This window comes from Streptomyces sp. NPDC028928 (assembly GCF_055564915.1).
The window spans coordinates 312,194-337,251 of sequence record NZ_JBVHVI010000011.1 but is presented as its reverse complement, the minus strand read 5'-3'; the positions used below and the strand labels follow the sequence as shown (position 1 = coordinate 337,251).

Genomic DNA, 25,058 nt, shown 5'->3' with positions numbered 1-25,058 from the left:
TGAACCGAAAGGACAAAGCGAGGGCTTCCCCCCCCGAGAGTGCACTCTCTCCCTGGTCGGGTGTGGACCGCAAGCGTGGGGGGGGGGCGGTCCCCTCGAGCCCCCCCCGCCTTCCTATGTCTCCGGTCCCCGAGGACGGGAGCCCGCGGTCAGGACGTCCGTGGGCCGCCGTGCGCCCGTCCGCCGCGCCTGCGGCGCGCATCCCGCACCGCCACCGCCGTACCGGCCAGGCCCGCCACCAGGACCAGGCCGCCCACGACCGTGTAGGTCGCCAGCCGGCTGTTGCGCTCCTCGGCCGTCTCGCCGAAGTGCAGGGGGGTGACCGACGGGGCCTCGCCCCGGGCCACGCCGTTCTGGGGGTGCGGTGACTGGACGGGGTGCGCCGGGTCCACGTCCGTGAGGGCCTTCACCGGATCCACCACGCCCCATCCCACCCGGATGTCGTTCCCTGGAATCGAGCGTTCCGCGGTCTGTTCGATCTGGGCGACGACCTCCTGGGCCGTCCAGTCGGGGTACTTGGACTTCAACAGGGCCGCCACGCCCGCGACGTAGGGCGCCGAGAAGCTCGTGCCGTTGTCCGAACAGTGGCCGTTACCCGGCACGGTGGAGATCATGTCGACACCGGGAGCCGCGACGTCCACGAAATCTCCCGACTGTGAAAAGGCGGCCCGCTCATTGTTGCGGTCGGAGGCCGCCACCGCCAGGACACCGTCGTACGACGCCGGGTACGTGACCTTGACGTTGCCGCCCACGCCGTCGTTGCCGGCCGAAGCCACGACCACGACCTTCCGGTCCAGGGCGTAGTCGACGGCGTCCTTCAGGGTCGAGTCCTTCGGGTTGAGGGGCTCGGACGTGTCCTGGGAGATGTTGATGACGTCGGCGCCCGCCTGCACGGCGTACTTGATCGCGTCGGCCAGCGTGTCCGCCGTGCCGTCGCCCTCGGCGTCGTTCTGCTTGATCGGGATGATCGTGGCGTCCGGAGCCAGACCGACGAAGCCCGTACCCTTCACCGGGCGGGCCGCGATGATGCCCGCCACGCGCGTGCCGTGGCCGACGGTGTCCGTGGTGCCCGACTTGTTGCCGCGGTCTATCTTCTCGCCCTTGCGGTTCTTCTCGGGCAGCAGGTTCTTGCCCTTGGACGCGTCCACGGCCTTGGTGAGCTGCGGGTTCTTGATGTCCACCCCGGTGTCGATCACGGCCACCTGAACGCCCTTGCCCGTGGACTGGGCCCACAGCTCGTCCAGGTTGACGCGCTGCAGGGCCCAGGGCCGGCCCGCGTACCGCTTCGACGGGAACGTGCACTGGCCGTCGTCCGCCCGGGCGGGGGTGGCGGGCAGGGCGACCACCGTGGTCGTCGCGGTGAGGGCCACCGCGGCGGCCATAAGGGCCGTGCGCGTCCCAGTCCCCGGCGTGCTTGCCTTCAGCATGAGTGCGTTCTCCTCCGCCCGCCGCTACGAACCCTGCGGCTGCCGCGCCGCCGCCTCCGACAGGCGGGGGCCCGTCGGCAGGAAGGTCGACCACGCCATGGGGACGGGGACGGGGTTCACCTTCTCGTAGCCGAGGCGGGTCTGGGCGATCTTCGCCTCGGCCAGCTCCTCCTTGCGCTTCTTGTCGGAGGTGCCGATGCCCTTGTCCTCGGTGGCGCTGTCGCTGTTGGACTGCAGGGCGTAGCGCAGGCCCGTGTCGGTGACCAGGAAGACACCGCCGGCCGTGGTCTCGGTGCCCTGGAACTGGCGGTAGAGCTGGCCGGAACCGGCGGTGACGTAGGCGCTGGAGGAACCGGTGGGCAGTTGGGCGGGGAAGTCCTTGCCGACCCAGGTGGACAGGGTGGTCCTGCCCTTGGCGCCGACCGACTGCAGCACGTTGCAGACCGTGTTGCGGCCGCTGGTGGCGCTGGAACCGTCGTTCACCGTCCGCGGCTTGTACGCCGGCCAGGTCTTGTCCTCGTCGAAGGTCGTGCTGTCGGCGACCGCGCCGGGGCTGACCTGCTGCGCCTCACCGGCCTGGCCCACGCCGACCAGCTGGCCGCTGTTGAGCAGGAGCGTGGCCGTGAACTCGGAGATACGGGCCACCTTGCCCTGGAGGACGACGTAGTACCGCAGCACCTGGCCGTCGTAGGCCTTGATGACCTCGCCGACCTTGTCGTACTGGGCGGGCATGATCCCGGCGTTGGCCTTCGCGCCGGGGGTGCCGTCGATCCTCGGGATGGCGATCGGGCTGCCCTTGTGCAGGGTGGCGAGCCAGTCCTGGGAGACGCGCTGCGGGGCACGGCCCTGGGTGTCGAGGGCCTTGAGGAGTTCCTTGTCGGCCGGGTCGGCGATCTGGTAGGCGGTGCCGCCCGCGTCGACCACGTACTGGGTCTTGCCGTCCGGGCCGACGACGTACATCAGGTCGCCGCGGGTGAGCTTGTCGGGCCCCTCCGTCTTGGACCATTCCTTCTTCGCGAGAACGAACGCCGCCTTCTGGATCGCCCGGCCTCCGTCGCCGGGGCGCTCGCAGACCGCCCAGCGCTTGGCGGCCTCGGCCTCCCCCGGGGAGGGCAGGCGGTCGGGGGCGTAGGGGATGCCGATGGTGGCGCCGTGCGGAGGCTTGCCGCTGTCGAGGATCTTCTCGTCCACGGTGATGACGCTGGCCTTGCTGGGGTCCAGGAGCAGCTTGGCCGAGGCCATGTTGAGGACCGGGTGGAGCTGCTTCTGCTTGCCCGTCTTCAGGACGACGTACCGGGTGGTCGACTCGCTGGCGACGATGACGTGTTCCTCGGGTGTGTCCCACCCCTTGGGTGCCGTGGGGCTGAACATGCCGATCGCGCCGAACACCGCGAGGACCACGACGCCGACGACCAGGCCGGGGACCAGCGCCCCCAGCGGCTTGGGGGCGCCCTCCTCCGTGCCGGAGGGGGAGGGCTGCAGGAATGACGCGAGCGTACGGCGCTTCGCGAAGGTGTAGGCGTTGAGTTCGTCCCGCCGTGATGCCATCTGTGTCCGCTCTCTCCCCGTTGCGGAGCCGTGGGGGACCTGTGAAGATCCGTCCCCCGCCCTCGGTTGCCTCTGGTGCCTCGACTGTCAGACCCGGCCCCTACTATGCCTGTTGCGAGGACGTGCTTGTGGCACGGGTAGGGTGCTCAGGGCTTGAAGGGACCGGAGCGCAAGGGTTTTCGGGAGAGTTCGGGGGTTTTGAAGTGATGGCTTCCGCAACGCGGGCCCGGTCGCGATCGCAATCGGGGTCACGATCGGGTGGCGCGCGCCGGTCGGGTAGCCGCGGCTCTTCCTCCCGGCGGGGCGGCGCCCAGCAGGCGCCGACGCCCCACCAGGGCGCTGTCACGCCGCGCCTGGAGTCCCGCTCGGGGCGCGGCGGTTCGTTCGCGGTGCAGCGGCTGGTGCTGCTGGAGATCGCGGGCGCACTCGCGTTGTGCGGCTGGCTGCTGGGCACGGTGGCGCTGATCGCCACCGCCCCCGTCTCCGTCGTGCTCGTGGTGCTCGCCGTCGTACGGCGCCGCGGGCGCTCCCTGCCGGAGTGGCTCGGCACGCTGCTGGCCATGCGGGCCCGCATCCGGCGGGCCGCGAACACCCCGGTGCCACCCGGGACCGACTCCGGTCTCGCGCCCGCCGTGGAGTGCGACCCGACCCTGCGCACGTTCAGCTACAACCGGGGCGACGACCGCGACCAGCGGCCGATCGGCATGGTGGGCGACGGCGGGTTCCTGACCGCGGTGCTCCAGGTGGAGTCGGACGTCGACGCGCTGCGCGCGGAGCGCGGCCGGCGACCGCTGCCCATAGCCCTCGTCCGGGACGTCCTCGAAGTCGACGGCATCCGCCTGGAGTCGGCGCAGATCGTGGTGCACACCCAGCCCGCGCCCGCGCTGCACCTGCCCCAGCAGTCGGTCGTGGTCAGCAACTACGCCCCGCTGCAGGCCCAGACCGGCTCCCCCGCGGTCCGCATCACCTGGATCGCGCTGAAACTCGACCCCGAGCTGTGCCCGGAGGCCGTGGCCGCGCGCGGCGGCGGGCTGCTGGGGGCGCAGAAGTGCCTCGCGCGCTCGGCCGAGCACCTGTCGAGCCGGCTGACCGGCGCCGGGTTCCGGGCGAACGTGCTCACCGAGGAGGAGCTGACGGCCGCGATCGCCACGTCCGCGTGCGCCAATCCGATGGTGACGGCCCAGGCCGGGCGGGGCGAGGCGCCGCAGCGCCGGACCGAGGAGTCCAGCCGCAGCTGGCGCTGTGACAACCGCCGGCACACCACCTACTGGGTGCGCCGCTGGCCCCAGCTCGGCGGCAACGGCGGCTCGCTGGCCCAGCTGGTGGCCCAGCTGACCGCGGTGCCCGCGCTGGCGACGACCTTCAGCCTGACGCTGGCCAAGGGCGCACAGCAGGACGTGACCGTCACCGGTCACGTGCGGATCACCGGGCGCAGCAAGCAGGAACTGACCGACGCGCGGCGCGATCTGGAGCGTGCGGCGCAGCAGGCACGGACCGGGCTCGCGCGTCTGGACCGGGAACAGCTCCCCGGCGTTCTGGCCACCCTGCCGCTCGGAGGCGCCCGCTGATGAACACGACGACCACGCCCACCCCTTCGGGCCCCGGCCTCGCCGAGCGGCTGCGCACCGGCTTCGGCCTGCTGGGCCCCCGTCATCCGCGGCACTCGCTGCCCGTGGAGCAGGCGGACGCACTGACCCTGCCCATCGGCGACGACGGTGTGGTGGTCGGCGTCAACAGTGAGGGCGAGCCCGCCGTGCTCGGCGTGAACCGCCCCACGCCGTACGACATGGTGCTCATCGGCGGCCTGTGGACGGCCCAGGTTCTCGCTCTGCGGTCCGCCGCCACCGGTGCCCGGGTCGCGGTGGAGACCGGGCGGCCGCAGGCGTGGATGCAGATGGTGCACGCCATGGGCGGCGGGCAGAACGGCTTGTCCGTGTACGAGGTGGGGCGGGTTCCGCCGCAGGGTGCCTCCGCGGGGACGCCGGTGCTGGTGGTGCGGGACTGCGGTATGCGGCCCCCGCGCGGGCGGGTGGTGTCCGGGCCCTGGCAGTCGGTGCTGACGCTGCTGCCGTATCTCAGCCCGGTCGCGCCCCGGCTGCTGCGGCAGGCGCGGCTCGCCGGCATCCAGCGGGTCTCGCCGGACGAGGCGGCCGAACTGGGGCGCACCATGGGGCTGTCGCGGACCGAGGTGGAGTCGCTGCCGGCGCTGCCCGACGGTGTCACCCTGTGGTGTACCGACCGTGACCGGCAGTATGTGCTGACCCAACCCACCGACGCCGAGATCGGATTGTTGGGCACGCCCCGACGGATGGACTGAACTGCCCTCGCCCGTCCCTTTTGTTCACCGTGTGGCAGTGGCTGTGCGGGCCGGGCGGGGCGTTTCCGGGCCCGCTGTGACCTGGTGGGCGGGCGCGGAGAGGTGGGCGGGCCTGCCGAGGTGTGGCTCTTGGTGATTAGGCTGGGAGCGGGCGCGATGGCAGGACCCGTGGACCGGGCGTCGGTGTCCCGGGGGAGGGCCGGTGAATCGGACTGCCCCGAACGACTACGGACGACTCGGTACGACACGACATGGTCGCCCCGGCACGGCATGAGGGTGCTCGACCACACCAGGAGGAACTGTGAGCAGCGATCGGGACGGGATGCGCGGGGGCTGGGACACACCCGGCGATGACCAGCCCGACGCGGAGGCCATCGAGACCACCGGCGAGTTCACCATCGACTACGCTCCCCCCGCCTGGTACACGCAGAACGCGTCCGGTACGGCGGGAGGCCCGGGCGGTGCGGGCGGTTTCGCCGGCACCGGCTCCGGCGGTGACTCGGGCGCTCCGGCCGCCCCCGCGGTGCCGTTCCCCACGGGCACGCCGGTTCCGGGTCCGACGCCGCCCCCGCCGGCCGCCCAGCCGACGGGCACGCCCCCGCAGGGGACTCCGTACGCTCCGGCGCCGGACGCGTCGTTCACCCCGCCGCAGGGCGCCCCCTACGCTCCTCCGGCTCCCCCGGTCGCGCAGCCCGCGCCGCCGGCCGGCAATCCCGTCCCCATGCCGCGGCTGCCCGACGGTTTTGAGCTGCAGCAGCCTCAGCCCGCCCCGCAGGAGACGCCGGCCGCCTCCTCCGCGGTCCAGCCGGAGACCGACAACGGTGACCTGGAGAGTGGGGCGACCATGCGGTTCTCCGCCGTCGCCCTGAAGCGCCAGATGGCCGAGATCGCCGAGCGCACGGCAGCCGCCGGGACGCCGGCCGCATCCGGGAGCGAGGGCTCCGCGCAGGACACGGCAGCCGCCGTCGGCACGGAAGGCGCGGAGGGTACGGAGGGTACGGAGGGTACGGACGGCTCGTCCGGTGCCGAGGAAGCCGAGGACCGTACCGGGGAGTCCGGTGGCGAGGCTGCCGCGCAGGAGGGCGCGGTGGCGGAGACCGGCGGCTCGGACGGCTCCGGCTCGGACGGCTCCGGCTCCGACGGGGAAGAGGAGCGGGGCGAGGGCTCGGTCGCGCAGGGTGCCACCGACTCGGCCGACGCCGAGAAGGGTGCGGCGGCGGACGACGGGGGCGACCAGGGCGCCGGCGAGGAAGCCGACGCCGCCGCGCAGTCCGACGCGGCGGAGGCCTCGGAGGCCGTGGCTGGGGACGCCGTCACCGCGGACGCCGTCACCGCAGACGCCGCCCCCGCAGACGCCGCCGCAGAGGCCGAGGCCCAGAGCAGCGCGGCCCAGCAGGGCACGCCCGAGGACAACGCCGCGCAGCAGCCCGCCGCGCCGCAGGCGGACGCCCAGCAGCCCGTCCCGGGCCAGCCCACCCCCGGACAGCCCGACCCCGGCCGGCCCGGCGGCTACGGCTTCCCGCAGCCCGGCGCCGACGCCGGTGCCCCGCAGCCTGCCGTACCGCCCGCTCCCCCGGCCCCTCAGGGTGCCCAGCCCGGCTGGACCCCGCCGCCCCCGCCGCAGAACGGGCTGCCCCCGCTGCCGCCGTCGTACCAGCCTGCCGCGCCGGCTCCGGCCGCCCAGTGGCCCGCGCAGCCCGGGACCCCGCAGGGTGCCCCGCAGCAGCCCGGACCGATGCCGGGCGAGCAGCCGCAGCCGGCGGGTGGCCACGTCCCGGCCGGTGTGCCCGGCCAGCAGCCGCCCTTCCAGCCGCAGGCGCCGCAGCCCGCGCCCGCCGCGTGGCAGCAGCCGAACCAGCCGAACCAGGCCAGTCAGCCGAACCAGCCCGGCGTGCCCGCCGCACCGGCACCGGCACCGCAGCCGGCCCCCGGCGGTTACGGCTTCCCGCAGCCCCCGGCGCCCCAGCCGGCGGCCCCCAACGGCCCGACCCCGCCGAGCGGTTACGGCTTCCCGCAGCCGGGCGTGCCCAACCCGCAGGCACAGCCGGGCGGGTACGGCTTCCCGCAGCCCGGCGCGCCCAACCCTCCGGCGCAGCCCGGTGATTACGGCTTCCCGCAGACCCCGGACTCCGCCCCGGGCGCCCCGCAGCCTCCGCAGGCCCCGCAGACGCCTCAGGCCCCGCAGGCCCCGCAGGCCCCGGTCGACCCGCGGTCAGGTGCCGCCTGGCCGCAGCCTGTTCAGCACGATCAGCGGCAGCCGACCAACCCCGGTGCCGCGCCGCTCGGTTACACCGCCGCCGTCGAGCTGTCCTCGGACCGGCTGCTCAACAACAAGAAGCAGAAGGCGAAGAGCGGGCGGCCCGCGGCGGCGGGCGGCCGGTTCAAGCTCGGCGGCAAGAAGGAGGAGGCCGAGCGGCAGCGCAAGCTGGAGCTGATCCGTACGCCGGTGCTGTCCTGCTACCGGATCGCGGTCATCAGCCTCAAGGGCGGCGTCGGCAAGACGACCACGACGACCGCGCTCGGCTCCACCCTCGCCACCGAGCGCCAGGACAAGATCCTCGCCATCGACGCCAACCCGGACGCCGGTACGCTCGGGCGCCGGGTGCGCCGGGAGACCGGGGCCACCATCCGTGACCTCGTCCAGGCCATCCCGTACCTGAACTCGTACATGGACATCCGGCGGTTCACCTCCCAGGCCCCCTCCGGTCTGGAGATCATCGCCAACGACGTGGACCCGGCCGTCTCGACCACGTTCAACGACGAGGACTACCGGCGGGCGATCGACGTGCTCGGCCGGCAGTACCCGGTCATCCTGACCGACTCGGGCACCGGCCTGCTGTACAGCGCCATGCGCGGGGTGCTGGACCTCGCCGACCAGCTCATCATCATCTCCACGCCGTCCGTGGACGGCGCGAGCAGCGCCAGTACGACGCTGGACTGGCTGTCCGCGCACGGGTACGCCGACCTGGTCTCCCGGTCCCTCACCGTGATCTCCGGGGTCCGCGAGACCGGCAAGATGATCAAGGTCGAGGACATCGTGGCGCACTTCGAGACCCGCACCCGCGGGGTCATCGTGGTGCCCTTCGACGAGCATCTGGCCGCCGGTGCCGAGGTCGACCTCGACATGATGCGGCCGAAGACGCGCGAGGCGTACTTCAACCTCGCCGCGATGGTCGCCGAGGACTTCACCCGCCACCAGCAGGCGCACGGCCTGTGGACGAGCGACGGCAACCCGCCGCCGGTGGCCGCCCCGCCCATGCCCGGCCAGCCGTACGGCCCCGGTCAGGGCTACCCGCAGGCCCAGGGCCAGCCCTACCCGCAGGCCCCCGGCCAGCCGTACGCCCCGGCGCAGCAGCCGTACCCGCCGCAGCAGGGTCAGCCGCAGCCGTACCCGGCACAGCCCCAGCCGCCCGGCTACCCGCAGCCGCAGCCGCAGCCGCAGCCGGGCCAGCAGCCCCCGCAGGCTCCGCCCCAGCAGTAGGGCCCACGGCAAAGGGCGGCCGGTGCTCATCGCACCGGCCGCCCTTTGCGCTGTACCGCTGTACCGCTGTACCGCGGCACCGCTGTGTGCGAGGTCTACTCCTCCGCCGCCACGATCTCCCGGCACCGCTTCACATCCGCGGCCATCTGCTCCAGCAGGGCCTCCAGCGACTCGAACTTCGCCTGGCCGCGCACGTAGGCGAGGAAGTCGACGGCGACATGCAGGCCGTACAGGTCGAGGCCGACGCGGTCGATGGCGTACGCCTCCACCGTGCGCTCGGTGCCGTCGAACTGCGGGTTGGTGCCGACGGAGATCGCGGCCGGCATGACCTCGCCCTGGGCGTGCAGATACCCGGCGTACACGCCGTCGGCGGGGATCGCGGTGTGCGGGAGCGTCTCGACGTTGGCCGTCGGGAAGCCCAGTTCCCGGCCGCGCTGGGCACCGCGGACGACGATGCCCTCCACGCGGTGCGGGCGGCCCAGGATCTCGCGGGCGCCCTCGACGTCGCCCTCGGCGACCAGGCGGCGGGTCAGCGTGGAGGAGAACGGCTCGCCGCCGCCCGCCTCACCGGTGACGTACAGGTCGACGATCTCGACCTCGAAGTCGTAGACCTTGCCCTGCTCGGCGAGGAACTCGACGTTCCCGGCCGCCTTGTGGCCGAAGCGGAAGTTCGGGCCCTCCACGACCGCCTTGGCGTGCAGCTTGTCCACCAGGACCTTCACCACGAACTCGGCGGGCGAGAGCTTCGAGAACTCGGTGGTGAAGGGCAGGATGAGGACCGCGTCGACGCCCAGCTCGGCCATGAGTTCGGCACGGCGGTGGTGCGGGGCGAGCAACGGCGGGTGGCTGCCGGGGCGCACGACCTCGCTGGGGTGCGGGTCGAAGGTGACCACGACGGCGGGAACGCCCAGTTCGCGGGCGCGGTCGACGGCGTGCTTGATGATCAGCTGGTGGCCGCGGTGGACGCCGTCGTAGGAACCGATGGTGACGACGCTGCGCCCCCAGTCCTGGGGGATGTCCTCCAAGCCACGCCAGCGCTGCACTGTGACCGCTCCTCGAACCCGTGTCCGTGTCTATCGTTGACCTCTTGTGCAGGTCTAAGGGTGCCATGCCGGGTGCCCCGCGCCAGCATCGGCATGGGGGCTGTGACGGGGCGCACGTTCCGGCGCCGCTCAGGCCGGTACGCGGACGCCCGCCAGGTTCTCGATCATGCGGCGGGTACTGGGGCCGACCACGGCGGCCCAGTCGTCCGGGTCGTCGGTGAGCCAGCGGACCATGCGGGCCGCGAAGCCGGGCACGTGCCGGCCGAGGTCGACCAGGCCGCGGTCGAAGCGGGTGGCGCCCTCGGGCGTGCGGACGAGGAGCAGGCCGGTACGGTGCACCAGCCCGCGGACCTCCGCATCCCCGATCTCCTCCCCGATCTCCTCCCCGGTCTCCTGCCCCGCCGTACCGCGCTCGACCGCCGCGTGCAGGACGGCGTCCAGGACGGCCGGCTCCTGCTCCCCCGCGAGCAGCACCTCCAGCAGCTCACGGCGGAGCGGGCGGGAGACGGCCGTGCCGGGGGCGGCGAGGACGGTGGCGAGGGCGGCCCGCAGCGGTTCCGGACCGCCGTCGAGCAGGCCGGTGACGAGGGGAAGCAGGACCGGGCGTGCGGTGGGGCCCTGTTCGAGGCGGCGGTCGACGTCGCCGGCGACGGGTCCGGCGGTCTCCGGGCGCAGCCGCACCGCTTCCTGGACGAGGGCGGCGACCCGGCGGGCCAGGGCCGGGGTGGTGACCTCGGCGAGGCCGCGCAGGGCCGCCGCGGTGTCCGGGCCGTCGGCGTCCGGCGCGCACAGCCTGGCCTGGAAGGCCTCCAGGACCGGCTCCGGATGCGTGGTCAGGGCCGGGAGCAGGGCGCTCGGCGGGAACTGCGGGTCGCCGTCGGCGAAGTGGCGCAGGGCCGCGGGCAGGTACCGGTCGCGGGTGTGCGGGTCGCGGACCAGCAGGGCCAGGGCGCCGCCGTGCAGGGTGCGGTCGGCGGGGCGGGCGAGCAGGGTGAGGGCGGCGTGGCGCAGCAGCTCACGGTCCGCGTCCGCGTGGACGTACGGGGCGGCGCGCAGTCCGACCGCCACCGCTGCCACCCGGCGGGCGGGGCGCTCGTCGTGCGCCCAGCGGTCGACGGCCCGGCAGACGGCCGACGGCTCCTCCTCGGCGAGGACGGCGAGCAGCTCGTCGGCACGGCGGTGCGCGCAGGCCACCAGGACCTCGACGAGATCGTCCAGGGCGGCGTGCCGGTGCGTGTGCAGCAGTGCCTGCGCGGCGGTGGCCACGGTGGCGTGCGGGGTCGCGGGGAGCGGCCGCTCGTCGGCGAACCAGCCGGTGAGCAGGGGCTGTACGACGGTGGGGGCGGCGGCGAGCAGGCCGGCCACGGCGTCCAGGTAGCGGTCCCCGGCCGCGGGCGGCGCCGGGTCGGCCAGGACGAGGCGGCGCAGCAGCTCCAGGCGCTCGGCGTCGGGGACGGGCAGGACGGTCCAGAAGGCGGGGCGGAAGTCGGCCGGTACGGGCCGCTGGGCGCGGTGCCAGGCCACCACACGGTCGGCGAGCAGGCGCAGCACCTCCGTGTACGGCGTCGCGTCCGGGACCTGCAGCAGGGTCCGGGCGAGCAGCCGGGCGGCCCACCAGGAGGCGGGGTCGCGGTCCAGGGCATCGACCAACTCCCGCAGCCGCAGGGACAGTTGCCGGGGGCCGTGCTGGCGGGCGAGGAGCAGCAGGGCCTGGACGACGGGGCCGACGCGGTGGTGGGGCACGGGGACGGGGTGGCGGGTGTCGCGGGGCTCGCCGGGGTGGTGCACCAGGGCTCGCAGGGCCCCGTCCAGGTCCAGGTGCATGCCCTGGATCCAGTCGGCCAGTTCCTCGTGGGCGAAGCGGTAGCCGCCGCCGGCCGGTACGAGGAGGCCCTCGGTGAGGACGGCGGAGGCCCAGCCGGTGCCGCCGCCGAGCCGGGCCGGGGCGGGGCCCCAGGGGAACAGCGCCTCGAACGACTCCCGGTCCAGCTCCCCCTGCCCCGGGCCGAGACTGCGCCGTGCGGCCTCGTGCACCTGCCCGGCCACGCGCGCGGCCAGCCGTCGTACGGCCGTACCGCGCAGGCCGCCGGCTGCGGCGAGCCGGACCGCGATGCGCAGGCACATGAGATCGAGGTACGCGGCGAACACGTCGTCCCGGTCGAGGGTCCCGGCCAGCGACGCGTCCGGTACGGCGCCCCGCACCTCCCCCAACAACCGAAGCACCAACGGATGCCGAGCATCCCGCTCGACAAGCACCCCCTCCGGAACCCCGTACAGCCCCCGAGCCCGCCGCGCCTCGTCAACGGTGAAGTCCCCGATCCGCAGACAGGGGGGCAGGGCGGTGTCGGTGTCGATGGGGGTGGGAGTGGGAGGTGGTCCGGCGGGGTGGGCATCGCCGGGCACCGCGAGCGGGGTGTGTCCAGGCGTACGGAAAGACCCATGCTCCTCCGCCGAGCAAGTGGAGCCGGCAGGCCGGCGGGCCGGGCACGCTCCAGCAGCCGGGGCTTCAGGACCGGTCGCCAGGTGCTTCGACTCGGTGTCGCCGTTCGCCGAGGTGGCGGGACCGGTCGGGCACGGATCGACCGCTCCCGATGCCCCCGCCCGCTCGCGCGGCGGGCCCTCGTCCACCTCTGGCGGAGTGCTGGGGGAGTCCGGGATGTGGAGCAGGTGCTCCGGGAATGCCCTGCCCGCGCGTTCCCAGTGTTCTTCGCGGCAGGCGATCGCCAGGCGGGTGCCTGTTCGGTGTAGCCAGGTGGCCGTGGTCCGGGTCCAGGTGGGGAGGCGGTGGGCCAGGACGGGGGGCATTTCCTCGGGGGCGTCGAGGAGGAGCAGGAGCGGGCGGCCGGCGCGGGCGGCGAGGTGGGCCAGGTGTTCGGGGGTGACGTCGCCGAGGTCCTCGGGCTGGACGCAGTGGGACGCGGCGACGATCCGGGCGGCACGCTCCAGGGCGCGGCGGGCGGCGTCGGCCAGCGAGTCGTCGGTGTCGTGGAGGTCGGCGCCGCGCAGCCACAGGGTGGGGGCGGGGCGCTCGCCCCGGGCGCGGCGGGCGGCGAGCGCCGCGAGTTCCGTCGTACGGCCGCTGCCCGGGGCTCCGACGAGGCCGAGCACCGGCCGGTCGCCGGCGGTGAAGGCGGCCAGCTCCCGGGTGATGCCGGCGCGTTCGAGCGGTTCCGGGGCGCCCGGGGGGCCGTCCTGGCCGACCGAGGTGGCGGTCAGCTGGAGGATTCCGGCGAGGTTGAGGTCGGCTCCGTAGGCGGGCACGGTGGCCGCGTTGCGGGCGAGCAGGGCGGCGAGGGCACCGTCGGCGGGCCGCAGCGGCACGGCGAAGCCCGCGTCGCGCTCGGCGGTGTGCAGGGCGGTGCCGAGGACGCCGAGGACAGCGCCGGTGCGGGCGTCGAGCACCGGTCCCCCGGCCGCCCCGCCGCCGAGCCGGAGCGCGTCCCGGCCGGCGGTGCCGATGGCCAGCTCCAGGACGTCCTCCAGCAGGTGGAAACCGTCCGTGGCGGTGTACGTCACCTCGGTGGCGGCCAGCAGCCGCGCCTCGCGCCAGCAGCCGGCGGCGACCCGGACGTACGTGCCGGCGGCGATCCGCTCCCGCACCGTCAGTGGAAGGGGGGCCACGCCCAGGCCCTCGGTGCGTACGAGGGCGAGGTCGAGGGCGGGCAGCGGGGTGACCGCGTCGGCGGGGACCACGCAGGTGCGGTCTCCACGCGTACCGTCCCCGGGGGCTTGCAGCACCAGCCGGGACAGGCCGTCGACCGTCTCGTGGCTGGTGAGCAGGGTGCCCTCGTGGTCGGCGAGGAAGCCGACCCCGCGCGGGCGCCCCGCCAGGTCCCGGATCCGTACGAGCGCGGCGTCGGCGCGATCCGCAGCGGTGCCGCCGGCACCCGGTCCGCCGTACGCCTGTTCCCGCTCGCGGCGCCCGCCTCCGCTGCGCGGGCCCCGTCCCGCCATGGCCGTACCTCCCCGCCCGTCCCCGTGCCCTGTCCCCGACGGTAGGCGCGGGATGATCGGCGGGACAGATCGCGTGCGGAACGCGCCCCCTTCCGCTCCCCCGGTTCACTCCGAGCGCCTGCCCGGTCGGGTGAATTGACGGGGGCTGCTGGACAACCTAGGGGTGGGGGAACCGAGGGGGGACCGTGGAGCGGCGGCAGGGGCACGACCCCGTGGCCGGCCGCCGCTCCACGGCAGACGGCCCCGCTCCGGCTCAGCCGAAGACGGCCAGGCTCTTCGCCTTGCCCCGGTGCTGCTCGACCAGCGCGAGGAAACGGCCGTCGGTGTCGAACACGGCCACGGGGCCGGCGCCCGCGTACTCGTCGGGCATGTCCAGCCGGACGCCGTTCAGCAGCAGCCGGGCCCGCCGGGCGTCGACCTGCCACTGCGGGAACGCCGCGGCGGCCGCCTCGGCGAGCGGCATCACGGTCAGGTCCTGCTGGAGCTGGTCCAGCGTTTTGGCCGCGTCCAGCTTGTACGGTCCGACGCGTGTCCGGCGCAGCGCGGTGAGGTGGCCGCCGACGCCGAGGCCGGCGCCCAGGTCGCGGGCGAGGGCGCGGATGTAGGTGCCGGAGGAGCAGACCACCGACACCACCAGGTCGAGCACGGGCGTGCCGTCCTCGGCGACCGCGTCGCGGACGTCGTACACCGCGAAGGAGGTGATGGTCACGGGCCGGGCGGGGATCTCGAACTCCTCGCCCTCGCGGGCCCGCTTGTACGACCGTACGCCGTCGATCTTGATGGCGCTGACCTTGGACGGCACCTGCATGATGTCGCCGGTGAGCTTGGCGATGCCGGCGTCGATGGCGTCCCGGGTCACCTTCGAGGCGTCGGTGGACGAGGTGATCTCGCCCTCGGCGTCGTCGGTGAGGGTGTTCTGGCCCAGGCGGATGGTGCCGAGGTACTCCTTCTCGGTGAGCGCGAGGTGCCCGAGGAGCTTGGTGGCGCGCTCGATCCCGAGGACCAGGACGCCGGTCGCCATCGGGTCGAGGGTGCCGGCGTGGCCGACGCGGCGGGTCCTGGCGATTCCGCGCATCTTGGCGACCACGTCGTGCGAAGTGAAGCCCGACGGCTTGTCGACGATGACGAGGCCGTCGGGCGTGGTGTGCTTCTGGGTCATTCGGTGGCGTCGCCGTCCGTGTCGGTGTCGTCGTCCGCCGGCTTGCGGTAGGGGTCGGCGCCGCCGGCGTACGTGGCGCCCGTGGCCGCCTCGCGCACCTTCTCGTCGGACTGCCGGGCCTTGTCGAGGAGGTCCTCGATGGTCCGGGCGGTGTCCGGCAGGGCGTCCGCGACGAAGGTCAGGGTCGGGGTGAACTTCACCCCGGCCGCACGGCCCACCTCGGAGCGCAGGATGCCCTTGGCGCTCTCCAGGCCGGCGGCCGCGGCCTTCCGCTCCTCGTCGTCGCCGTAGACCGTGTAGAAGACGGTCGCCTCCCGCAGGTCACCCGTGACCCGGGTGTCCGTGATGGTGACGTGTGAGCCGAGCCGCGGGTCCTTGATCCCGCGCTGCAGCTTCTGGGCCACCACCTCTCGGATGAGGTCCGCCAGCCTTTTCGCCCGCGCGTTGTCGGCCACTGGTCCGTCTCCCGTTCTTTCTCTTGCTTGTGTCGTTCTGTGGTCTGGTCGTGGTCAGTCGTCTTCGCCGTGGAAGCGGCGTCGGACCGACAGCAGCTCCACCTCCGGGCGGGCGGCGACCAGCCGTTCACACCGGTCCAGTACGTCGGTGAGGTGCGCCGCGTCGCCGGAGACCATGGCGAGGCCGATGATCGCTCGCCGGTGGAGGTCCATGTGGTCCACCTCGGCCGCGCTCACCGCGTACTTCCGTTGGAGTTCGGCGACGATCGGGCGGACGACGGAGCGCTTCTCCTTCAGCGAGTGGACGTCGCCGAGGAGGAGGTCGAAGGACAGAGTCCCCACGTACATGTTTGTGCCGGTTTACCCGCCGGTACGGGATCGATGGCCTGGAGCCACCGTACCGCTTGCCTGCCGGCGGCTCGACCGGGTTTCCCGGCACTCCGGCCGGGGGCGGAAAACGGCGCGCTGGCCGGCAGGACCGCAGTCCCGCCGGCCAGCACGAACCGTAGGCGTTACGCCCGCGGCTTCTCCCGCATCTCGTACGTCGCGATGACGTCGTCGACCTTGATGTCGTTGAAGTTTCCGAGGTTGATACCACCCTCGTAGCCTTCGCGGATCTCGGTGACGTCGTCCTTGAAGCGACGCAGGCCCTCGATGTTGAGGTTCTCCGCGACGACCTTGCCGTCGCGGATGAGGCGCGCCTTGGTGTTGCGCTTGACCTCGCCCGACCGGATGAGCACACCGGCGATGTTGCCCAGCTTGGACGACTTGAAGACCTCGCGGATCTCCGCCGTACCCAGCTCGACCTCTTCGTACTCCGGCTTGAGCATGCCCTTGAGGGCCGCCTCGATCTCCTCGATCGCCTGGTAGATGACCGAGTAGTACCGGACGTCCACGCCCTCGCGCTCGGCCATCTGCGCCGCGCGGCCGGCCGCACGGACGTTGAAGCCGATCACGATGGCGTCGGAGCCCATCGCCAGGTCGATGTCGGACTCCGTGACCGCACCGACACCACGGTGCAGGACGCGGATGTCGACCTCTTCGCCGACGTCCAGCTGGAGCAGGGAGGACTCCAGGGCCTCGACGGAACCAGAAGCGTCACCCTTGATGATCAGGTTCAGCTGCTGGACCTCGCCGGCCTTGAGCACCTTGTCCAGGTCCTCCAGCGACACGCGGCGCGTGCGCTTGGCGAAGGCGGCGTTGCGCTCACGGGCGGCGCGCTTCTCGGCGATCTGACGGGCCGTACGGTCCTCGTCGACCACCAGGAAGTTGTCACCCGCACCCGGGACGTTGGTCAGGCCCAGGACCTGGACCGGCGTCGACGGGCCGGCCTCGGCGACGTTGTTGCCGTTGTCGTCGAGCATGGCGCGCACGCGACCGTAGGCGTCGCCCACGACCATCGTGTCGCCGACCCGCAGGGTGCCTCGCTGGACGAGGACCGTCGCCACGGCACCACGGCCGCGGTCGAGACGGGACTCGATCGAGATGCCCTGCGCGTCCTGGTTCGGGTTGGCCCGCAGGTCGAGCGAGGCGTCGGCCGTGAGGATCACGGCCTCCAGCAGCGAGTCGATGTGCAGACCCTGCTTGGCGGAGATGTCGACGAACATGGTGTCGCCGCCGTACTCCTCGGCCACCAGGCCGTACTCGGTCAGCTGACCGCGCACCTTGGTCGGGTCGGCACCCTCGACGTCGATCTTGTTGACCGCGACGACGATCGGGACGTCGGCCGCCTTGGCGTGGTTGAGCGCCTCGACCGTCTGCGGCATGACGCCGTCGTTGGCCGCGACGACCAGGATCGCGATGTCGGTCGACTTCGCACCACGGGCACGCATGGCGGTGAACGCCTCGTGACCCGGGGTGTCGATGAAGGTGATCTTGCGCTCTTCGTCGTTGACCTGGGTCGCGACCTGGTAGGCACCGATGTGCTGGGTGATGCCGCCGGCCTCGCCCGCGATGACGTTCGTCTTGCGGATGGCGTCGAGCAGTCGGGTCTTACCGTGGTCGACGTGACCCATGACGGTGACGACCGGCGGACGGACCACCAGGTCCTCCTCGTCGCCCTCGTCCTCGCCGAACTCGATGTCGAAGGACTCGAGCAGCTCGCGGTCCTCCTCCTCCGGGCTGACGATCTGAACCGTGTAGTTCATCTCGTCGGCGAGGAGCTGGAGGGTCTCGTCGGAGACGGACTGCGTGGCCGTGACCATCTCGCCGAGGTTCATCATGACCGCGACGAGGGACGCCGGGTTGGCGTTGATCTTCTCCGCGAAGTCGGTGAGCGACGCGCCGCGGGAGAGACGGATGGTCTCGCCGTTGCCGCGCGGCAGCATCACGCCGCCGACGCTCGGGGCCTGCATGGCCTCGTACTCCTGGCGCCTCTGCCGCTTCGACTTGCGGCCACGACGCGCGGGACCACCGGGACGGCCGAAGGCGCCCTGCGTGCCACCGCGGCCACCGGGACCACCGGGACGGCCGCCGAAGCCGGGACGGCCACCGCCGCCACCGCCGCCGGGACCACCCGGACGGCCGGCGAAGCCACCGCCACCGCCGCCGCCACCGGGACGACCGGCGAAGCCACCGCCGCCACCGCCACCGGGACGACCGGCGAAGCCGCCGCCCGGACGGCCGCCGCCGCCACCGGGACGAGCGCCGGCACCGGGACCGCGGCCACCGGGGCCACCGCCGCCGGGACGCGGGCCGGCAGCGGGACGCTGCGGCATCATGCCCGGGTTCGGACGCGGACCGGCCGGGCCGGGACGCGGGCCGCCCTGCGGGCGCGGCATGCCGGCCGGCGACGGACGGGGACCGCCCGGAGCCTGCGGACGCGGACCGCCGCCCTGGGCGCCGGGCGCCTGCGGACGGGGAGCGCCGCCGGGACCGCCGGGGCCGGGACGCGCGCCGCCCTGCGGGCGCGGGGCCTGCGGGCGGGCCATGCCGGCGTTGCCACCGGAGGTGAAGGGGTTGTTGCCCGGGCGCGGACCGGCCGGACGGGCACCCGGACGCGGGGCCTGGCCGCCGGGGCGCTGAGCACCCTGACCCGGACGGGGCGCCTGGCCCTGGCCGGAGGACGGGCGGGCGCCACCGGGCTTGGGGGCACCGGGACGGGCGCCGGGACGCGGACCCTGGGCGGCCGGAGCCTGCGGGGTCTGCGCGGCCGGGGCGGCCGGCGGAGCGGTGAACTCCGGGGCGGCCGGGGCCGGGCGCGGCGCGGGCTTGGGACCGGGCACCGGACGCGGGCCGGGGGCCGGCGCGGACGCCGCGGGGGCCGACGGGGCGGCCGGCTGCTGGGCAGCGGGCGCCGTCGGGGGCTTGGGAGCCGCCGGCCTCGGGGCCGGGGCAGCCGGACGTGCCGCCTGCGCCGGGGAGGGCGCGGCGGGCTTGGGGGCGGCCTTGCGCGGGGCGGGCTTCGCGGACTTGCCGCTGCCACCGCCCTGGAAGGCGTCGGTCAGCTTGCGTACAACCGGCGCTTCGATGGTCGAAGACGCCGAACGGACGAATTCACCGAGTTCCTGGAGCTTGGCCATGACGACCTTGCTCTCGACACCGAACTCCTTGGCGAGTTCGTAGACCCGGACCTTAGCCACTTCGCTCCTTTGAGGTCCGGGTTGAAGCCGGACCGTCGCTAGTTCATGGGCGTACTCATCGCGTACTCATCGAGTGCTCATCGCAATCTCGACCTGCTTTCGACTCGCGAGGTACCAGACCGCACGGGGTTCCGTACGGCATGTCTTACGGCGTTGCCTGCTCGGCAACTGTTGTCTGCTCGACGTACTGGCGCAACGCCTTTGTGTCGAGCGCTCCCGGGACGCGCAGTGCCCGCGGGAACGCCCGGCGGCGTACCGCCTGGTCGAGACAGACCAGGGCGGGGTGTACATAGGCACCCCGGCCGGGCAGCGTACCGCGAGGATCGGGGACGCATGCGTCCCCGCTCTTCACGATCCGCAGGAGATCGTTCTTGGCCGCCCGCTCCCGGCACCCCACACAGGTGCGTTCAGGGCATGCTCGGGTGTGCGTCCGGCCAGACACAGTTAAGTCTACCTCCCCGTACCGACCTCACCCCTTTGGGGCAAGAATCGAACGGCTGTTGTCGTGATCTCAGCGGCCTGCGGCTTGGATTTATTCCCCGGCCTGCTCGGTGTCGGGCCGGATGTCGATGCGCCAGCCGGTGAGGCGGGCGGCGAGGCGGGCGTTCTGGCCCTCCTTGCCGATCGCCAGCGACAGCTGGTAGTCCGGCACGGTCACCCGTGCGGAGCGGGAGGCCATGTCCACGACCTCCACCTTGCTCACCCGAGCGGGTGACAGGGCGTTCGCCACCATCTCGGCCGGGTCGTCCGACCAGTCGACGATGTCGATCTTCTCGCCGTTCAGCTCGCCCATGACATTGCGCACACGGCCGCCCATGGGACCGATGCAGGCGCCCTTGGCGTTCAGGCCCGAACGGGTGGACCGTACGGCGATCTTGGTGCGGTGACCGGCCTCACGGGCGATGGCCGCGATCTCGACCGACCCGTCGGCGATCTCCGGCACCTCCAGGGCGAAGAGCTTCTTCACCAGGTTGGGGTGCGTACGGGAGAGCGTGACGGACGGGCCGCGCACGCCCTTGGCCACCCGGACGACGTACGACCTGAGGCGCATGCCGTGCGGGTAGGTCTCGCCGGGCACCTGCTCCTGCACCGGCAGGATGGCCTCCAGCTTGCCGATGTCCACGAGCACGTTCTTCGGGTCGCGGCCCTGCTGGACCACGCCGGTGACGATGTCGCCCTCGCGGCCGGCGTACTCGCCGAGCGTCGCGTCGTCCTCGGCGTCGCGCAGCCGCTGCAGGATCACCTGCTTGGCGGTGGTGGCGGCGATGCGGCCGAAGCCGGACGGGGTGTCGTCGAACTCACGGGGCTCCTGGCCCTCGGCGAGGTCCTCGGGGTCCTCCTTCGCCCACACGGTCACATGTCCGGTCTCCCGGTTGAGCTCCACGCGCGCGTGTCGGCGGCTTCCCTCGGTGCGGTGGTAGGCGATGAGGAGGGCCGACTCGATCGCCTCGACCAGCAGGTCGAAGGAGATCTCCTTCTCCCGAACCAAGCCCCGCAGGGCACTCATGTCGATGTCCACGGCTACGCCTCCTCCTCTTCCTTCTTGTCCTTCGTGCCGGCCGTGCCGCCGGCGCTGTCCTTACGGTTGAACTCGACCTGCACGCGCGCCTTGGCGATCTCCGGGAAGGCGAGTCTGCGGGCGGTGGCCTTGCGGCCCTTCACCCCGGGCACCTCGACGTCGATGCCCTCGTCGTCGACCTCCAGGATCCGCGCGAGAAGCTCGCCGCCCTCCGTGAGCTGGAACTTCACGAGCCGGTCGGTGGCGCGCACGAAGTGCCGGTGCTCGGTGAGGAGGCGCTCCGCGCCGGGGGTTCCGACCTCCAGGTCGTACGCCGCGTCGCCCATCGCGTTCGTCTCGTCCAGCTTCGCCGAGAGCGCGCGGCTCACATCGGCGATGGCGTCCAGATCGGCTCCGGTGTCGGAGTCCACGACGACACGCAGCACTCGTTTGCGTCCGACCGAGTCCACGGCGATCTCTTCGAGATCCAGCCCCTGGGAGGTGACGAGCGGTTCCAGCAGCTCTCGCAGCCTCTCGCTCTGGGTGGTGCTCATCCGGGTGACTCCTCGGCCGCGTGTGCTGTTGTGGGATGGGTCGCGTGTCTGATCAAAGGGTACTGCCTCCCGGGGTGGGCGGTTCGCAGGAGAGCCCCCGCGCCCCTTGGGCGGGTCCGCTGAGCCGGTGACAGGAGGCGAGCGGATGCGCGGGTACCGTGATCAGCGGCGGGTGGCGTTCCCGCCTGTGTGTTCGTACGAGCCCCCGAGGACGTCAGCCGTGCCGTACTCCCCACCACCGCGCTTCCCCTCGGGGCCGCGCAGAAGATCCCTGCTCGCCTCGGCCGCCGGTGTCGCCCTGCTGGCGGGCTGTTCGGACGGGGCGGAGCCCGGCGACGACGGTCCGTCGGTCACCGAGCGGGCACGCGCGCGTGCGGCACGGGACAGCCGGGGGCTGCTGGAGCGCTACGACGCCGTGCTCGCCGCGCATCCCGGGCTGGCGGAGCGGCTGCGCCCGCTGCGCGAGCAGGTCGCGGCGCACGCGGCGGCCTTCGAGGACGGTACGACGACGCCCACGCCGGCGAAGTCCTCGGCCGCCCCGGCTCCCGTGCCGGCCGGCGAGAAGGACGCCGTCGCCGGGCTGGCCGCCGCCGAGCGCGCGCTGGCCGACCGGCGCGCCAAGGAGCTGCTGGAGGTACCGGGCGAGCTGGCGCGGCTGCTGGCGTCGGTCGCGGCGGCCGGCGCCGCGCACGCGTACCTGCTGACGGAGGGGGCCCGGTGAGCGAGGGGACGGAGCAGACCGAGCGGGACGAGCTGACCGCGCTGCAGGCGGCGCTGGCGGCGGAGCACGCGGCGGTGTACGGGTACGGCGTCGTCGGCGGCCGGATCGACGAGCGGCGCCGGGCCGAGGCGCGGGCGGCGTACGACGCCCACCGGGCGCGCCGGGACACGCTGGTGCGCGCCGTGCGTGACCTGGGCGGCGCCCCGGTCGCCGCGAGCGCCGGGTACGCGCTGCCGTTCCCGGTCCAGGACGGCACGGCGGCGGTACGGCTGGCCGCGCGGCTGGAGGAGCGGGTGGCCGGGGTGTACTCGGACCTGGTGCGGGCGGCGACGGGAGCGCGGCGGGCGGACGCGGCCGGGGCGCTGCGGGAGGCCGCGGTGCGGGCGGTGCGCTGGAGCGGGGGGAGCGTAGCCTTCCCTGGGCTCGCCGAGCGGTCCGGCGAGCAGGCGGGCGCGGCCGGCACGACCCCGTCGGCGTCGGCGTCGGCGACGGCGACGGCGACGCGTTAGCCGCCGGGAGGGCGGTCACCGCACCCGGGGAAGCCCGGGGCAGGCAGGCTCGACAACAGGCGACAGGAAGGGAACGACTCGCGCATGGCTTTCGAAGCGCCGCGGCGTCTGGAGCGGGCGCTCGGTGAGACGGCACCGGCCGGGGACGACTGGCTGGCGCGGCTGCCCGCGATGGCCGAGCAGGCCGTCGCCCGGCGCGAGTTGACCGTCGAGCGGGTGCAGGTGCCGGGCGGGCGCAGCAGCCTGGTGGTGCTGGTACGGCGCGCCGACGGCACCCCGGCCGTGCTGAAGCTGGCGCCGCCCCGGGCCCGCCCGGAGAGCGAGCGGGCGGCGCTGGCGCACTGGGGCGGGCTGGGCGCCGTGCAGCTGCTGGAGACCGAGGCGGAGGACGGGGCGCTGCTGCTGGAGCGGCTGCACCCGGATGTGTCGGTGCGGTCGCTGCCGGAGGCGAAGGCGTTGCTGGAGGCGGCGGGGACGCTGCGCCGGCTGTGGGTGGCGCCGGCGGCCGGGCACACCTTCGAGACCGTCGCCGAGCGGACCGGTCGGCAGGCGGCGGCGATGCGCGCGAGCGCCGAGGCCGACCCGGAGACGGCGCCCCTGGTGGACGCGGCGCTCGCCGCCCGCGAGGAGCTGCTGGCCGCGCCGCCCGAGCAGTTGCTGCTGCACGGCACGTTCCGGCAGAGCAAGGTGCTCGCCGGGGAGCGGATGCCCTGGCTCGCGGTGGGCCCGGACCCGGTGGTCGGCGAGAGCGCCTTCGACCTGGCCCGGCTGGTGCGGGACCGGGTGGAGGACCTGATCGCGACGCCGTCCGGCCCGGCCACCACCCGGCGCCGGATCAAACGCCTCGCCGAGTCCCTGGAAGTCGACCAGGAACGACTGCGCGGCTGGACACTCTTCCGGGCCGTGGAATCCGGGGCACGCGCGCTGCGAGTGGGACGGCCGAAGGACGCGGAACTCCTGCTGGAATTCGCCGGCTGGCTCTAGCGACGCCCCGGCTCCGGCGACGCCCCCGGGGAGCCGGGGGCGTCGTCGGCCGGTGTGGTGCTACGCCGTCAGGCGGGCGATCGCGTCCTCGACGGTCAGTTCCTCGCGCTCGCCGGTCTTGCGGTCCTTCAGTTCCAGGACGCCCTCGCCGGCGCGGCGGCCGGCCACCAGGATCTGCGGGACGCCGATCAGCTCGGCGTCGGTGAACTTCACGCCGGGGGAGACGCCGGCCCGGTCGTCCACCAGGACGCGGACGCCCGCGGCGGCGAGCTTCCCGGCGACGTCCAGTGCCAGCTCGGTCTGGAGCGCCTTGCCGGCGGCCACGACGTGCACGTCGGCCGGGGCGACCTCCTTGGGCCAGACCAGGCCGTGCTCGTCGGCGGTCTGCTCGGCGAGCGCGGCGACGGCACGGGAGACGCCGATGCCGTAGGAGCCCATGGTGACGCGGACCGGCTTGCCGTTCTGGCCGAGGACGTCCAGCTTGAGGGCGTCGGCGTACTTGCGGCCCAGCTGGAAGATGTGACCGATCTCGATGGCGCGGTCCAGCTTCAGGCCGGTGCCGCACTTCGGGCAGGGGTCGCCCTCCTGGACCACGACGACGTCCACGTACGCGTCGACCTCGAAGTCACGGCCGGCGACGACGTTCTTCGCGTGCGTGTGCTCCTTGTTGGCGCCGGTGATCCAGGCGGTGCCGGGGGCCACGCGCGGGTCGGCGATGTACTTCACCTTCTCGCCCAGGCCCTGCGGGCCGACGTAGCCGCGGACCAGGTCGGGGCGTCCGGCGAAGTCGGCCTCGGTGACCATCTCGACGGCGGCCGGGGCGAAGTGCGCCTCGACCTTGCCCAGGTCCACCTCGCGGTCGCCGGGCACGCCCACGGCGACGATCTCGCCGTCCACCTTGACCAGCAGGTTCTTCAGCGTGGCGGAGGCCGGGACACCGAGCGCCTCGGCGAGCGTCTCGATGGTCGGGGTGTCCGGGGTGGGGATCTCCTCCAGCGCGGGCAGGGCCGAGCCGTCGACGGCCTTCAGCTCGTAGGTGACCGCCTCCGTGTTGGCGGCGAAGTCGCAGTGGGGGCAGTCCACGAAGGTGTCCTCGCCGGCCTCGGCGGGGGCCAGGAACTCCTCGGACTTGGAGCCGCCCATGGCGCCGGCGGTGGCGGCGACGACGCGGTAGTCGAGGCCGAGGCGCGCGAAGACGCGCTGGTAGGCCTCGCGGTGCAGGGCGTAGGACGCGCCGAGGCCCTCGTCGTCCAGGTCGAAGGAGTACGAGTCCTTCATCAGGAACTCGCGGCCGCGCAGGATGCCGGCACGGGGGCGGGCCTCGTCGCGGAACTTGGTCTGGATCTGGTAGAGGATCACCGGCATGTCCTTGTAGGACGTGCACTGGTCCTTGACCAGGAGGGTGAAGATCTCCTCGTGGGTGGGGCCGAGGAGGTAGTCGCCGCCCTTGCGGTCCTTGAGCCGGAACAGCTCCTGGCCGTACTCGTCCCAGCGGCCGGTGGCCTCGTAGGGCTCGCGCGGCAGCAGGGCGGGCAGCGAGACCTCCTGGGCGCCGATGGCGTCCATCTCCTCGCGGACGATGCGCTCGACGTTGGCGAGGACCTTCTTGCCGAGGGGCAGCCAGCTCCAGATGCCGGCGGCCGTGCGGCGGACGTAGCCGGCGCGGACGAGGAGCTTGTGGCTGAGGACCTCGGCGTCCGCCGGGTCGTCGCGCAGCGTCTTCGCCATCAACTGGGACATGCGCTGGACCGGTGCGTTGGCCATGGTTCTCGTACTCCTGCCAGGTAAGGGTGATGGCACAGGAGGTTAGCCGGGCTCGCTGTGCCG

The 25,058-nt window shown here is 73.7% G+C and carries 18 protein-coding genes; 6 read left to right on the top strand and 12 right to left on the bottom strand.

What is annotated here, in order from left to right:
• Positions 1–149 precede the first annotated feature (149 nt).
• The gene (mycP, locus tag ACZ4U1_RS26860; RefSeq protein WP_467906635.1) at positions 150–1,427 is read right to left on the bottom strand and encodes a type VII secretion-associated serine protease mycosin; all 1,278 of its coding nucleotides are present in this window, start codon (positions 1,425–1,427) and stop codon (positions 150–152) included.
• 24 nt (positions 1,428–1,451) lie between these two features.
• Complete coding sequence (gene eccB / locus ACZ4U1_RS26855; RefSeq protein WP_467906633.1) at positions 1,452–2,975, bottom strand: type VII secretion protein EccB; 1,524 nt, start codon at positions 2,973–2,975, stop codon at positions 1,452–1,454.
• A 206-nt stretch (positions 2,976–3,181) separates the two neighbouring features.
• Between eccB and eccE the strand changes: the two genes are divergently transcribed.
• From eccE to ACZ4U1_RS26840, 3 genes are all read left to right on the top strand, one after another.
• Positions 3,182–4,543 (top strand): type VII secretion protein EccE, encoded by a 1,362-nt coding sequence (eccE, locus tag ACZ4U1_RS26850; protein ID WP_467906631.1) that lies wholly within the window; start codon positions 3,182–3,184, stop codon positions 4,541–4,543.
• Positions 4,543–5,292: a hypothetical protein gene (locus ACZ4U1_RS26845; RefSeq protein ID WP_467906630.1), complete on the top strand. Its 750-nt coding sequence runs from the start codon at positions 4,543–4,545 to the stop codon at positions 5,290–5,292. The genes eccE and ACZ4U1_RS26845 overlap by 1 nt, the downstream gene beginning before the upstream one ends.
• A gap of 301 nt (positions 5,293–5,593) precedes the next feature.
• Positions 5,594–8,773 carry an SCO5717 family growth-regulating ATPase gene (locus ACZ4U1_RS26840; RefSeq protein WP_467906628.1) on the top strand — a complete coding sequence of 1,060 codons (3,180 nt, stop codon included), beginning with the start codon at positions 5,594–5,596 and terminating at the stop codon, positions 8,771–8,773.
• A 95-nt stretch (positions 8,774–8,868) separates the two neighbouring features.
• On the opposite strand, the gene ACZ4U1_RS26835 is transcribed toward ACZ4U1_RS26840, so the two are convergent.
• The 9 genes from ACZ4U1_RS26835 to rimP all read right to left on the bottom strand — a co-directional run bounded on the left by ACZ4U1_RS26835 (position 8,869) and on the right by rimP (position 21,017).
• Entirely contained in the window at positions 8,869–9,816 is a 948-nt protein-coding gene (locus ACZ4U1_RS26835; RefSeq protein WP_467906626.1) for a bifunctional riboflavin kinase/FAD synthetase, read from the bottom strand.
• Between the two features lie 129 nt (positions 9,817–9,945).
• On the bottom strand, positions 9,946–13,770 hold the full coding sequence (locus ACZ4U1_RS26830) for a trypsin-like peptidase domain-containing protein (protein ID WP_467906625.1): 3,825 nt from the start codon (positions 13,768–13,770) through the stop codon (positions 9,946–9,948).
• Positions 13,771–14,023: 253 nt separating this feature from the next.
• The gene (gene truB / locus ACZ4U1_RS26825; protein WP_467906623.1) at positions 14,024–14,929 is read right to left on the bottom strand and encodes a tRNA pseudouridine(55) synthase TruB; all 906 of its coding nucleotides are present in this window, start codon (positions 14,927–14,929) and stop codon (positions 14,024–14,026) included.
• Positions 14,926–15,384 (bottom strand): 30S ribosome-binding factor RbfA, encoded by a 459-nt coding sequence (rbfA, locus tag ACZ4U1_RS26820; protein ID WP_467906622.1) that lies wholly within the window; start codon positions 15,382–15,384, stop codon positions 14,926–14,928. The genes truB and rbfA overlap by 4 nt, the downstream gene beginning before the upstream one ends.
• A 54-nt stretch (positions 15,385–15,438) precedes the next feature.
• Complete coding sequence (locus tag ACZ4U1_RS26815; protein ID WP_059252917.1) at positions 15,439–15,732, bottom strand: DUF503 domain-containing protein; 294 nt, start codon at positions 15,730–15,732, stop codon at positions 15,439–15,441.
• 164 nt (positions 15,733–15,896) lie between these two features.
• Positions 15,897–18,965, bottom strand: a complete 3,069-nt coding sequence (gene infB, locus ACZ4U1_RS26810; RefSeq protein ID WP_467906620.1) for a translation initiation factor IF-2 — start codon at positions 18,963–18,965, stop codon at positions 15,897–15,899.
• Between the two features lie 145 nt (positions 18,966–19,110).
• A complete protein-coding gene (locus tag ACZ4U1_RS26805) occupies positions 19,111–19,407 on the bottom strand; it encodes a YlxR family protein (protein WP_467906618.1) in 297 nt (98 codons plus the stop codon).
• Positions 19,408–19,497: 90 nt separating this feature from the next.
• Positions 19,498–20,484, bottom strand: a complete 987-nt coding sequence (nusA, locus tag ACZ4U1_RS26800; RefSeq protein ID WP_398057094.1) for a transcription termination factor NusA — start codon at positions 20,482–20,484, stop codon at positions 19,498–19,500.
• Between the two features lie 2 nt (positions 20,485–20,486).
• Positions 20,487–21,017, bottom strand: a complete 531-nt coding sequence (rimP, locus tag ACZ4U1_RS26795; protein WP_467906616.1) for a ribosome maturation factor RimP — start codon at positions 21,015–21,017, stop codon at positions 20,487–20,489.
• Positions 21,018–21,237: 220 nt separating this feature from the next.
• Between rimP and ACZ4U1_RS26790 the strand changes: the two genes are divergently transcribed.
• The 3 genes from ACZ4U1_RS26790 (at position 21,238) to ACZ4U1_RS26780 (ending at position 23,231) form a co-directional block, all read left to right on the top strand.
• Entirely contained in the window at positions 21,238–21,738 is a 501-nt protein-coding gene (locus ACZ4U1_RS26790; RefSeq protein ID WP_467906614.1) for a hypothetical protein, read from the top strand.
• Positions 21,735–22,247, top strand: coding sequence for a ferritin-like domain-containing protein (locus ACZ4U1_RS26785; RefSeq protein ID WP_467906613.1), 513 nt, complete (start codon positions 21,735–21,737; stop codon positions 22,245–22,247). Before ACZ4U1_RS26790 ends, ACZ4U1_RS26785 begins: the two co-directional genes overlap by 4 nt.
• Before the next feature lie 84 nt (positions 22,248–22,331).
• Entirely contained in the window at positions 22,332–23,231 is a 900-nt protein-coding gene (locus ACZ4U1_RS26780) for an aminoglycoside phosphotransferase family protein (protein ID WP_467906612.1), read from the top strand.
• Between the two features lie 60 nt (positions 23,232–23,291).
• On the opposite strand, the gene ACZ4U1_RS26775 is transcribed toward ACZ4U1_RS26780, so the two are convergent.
• On the bottom strand, positions 23,292–24,995 hold the full coding sequence (locus ACZ4U1_RS26775) for a proline--tRNA ligase (protein ID WP_467906611.1): 1,704 nt from the start codon (positions 24,993–24,995) through the stop codon (positions 23,292–23,294).
• Positions 24,996–25,058 lie beyond the last annotated feature (63 nt).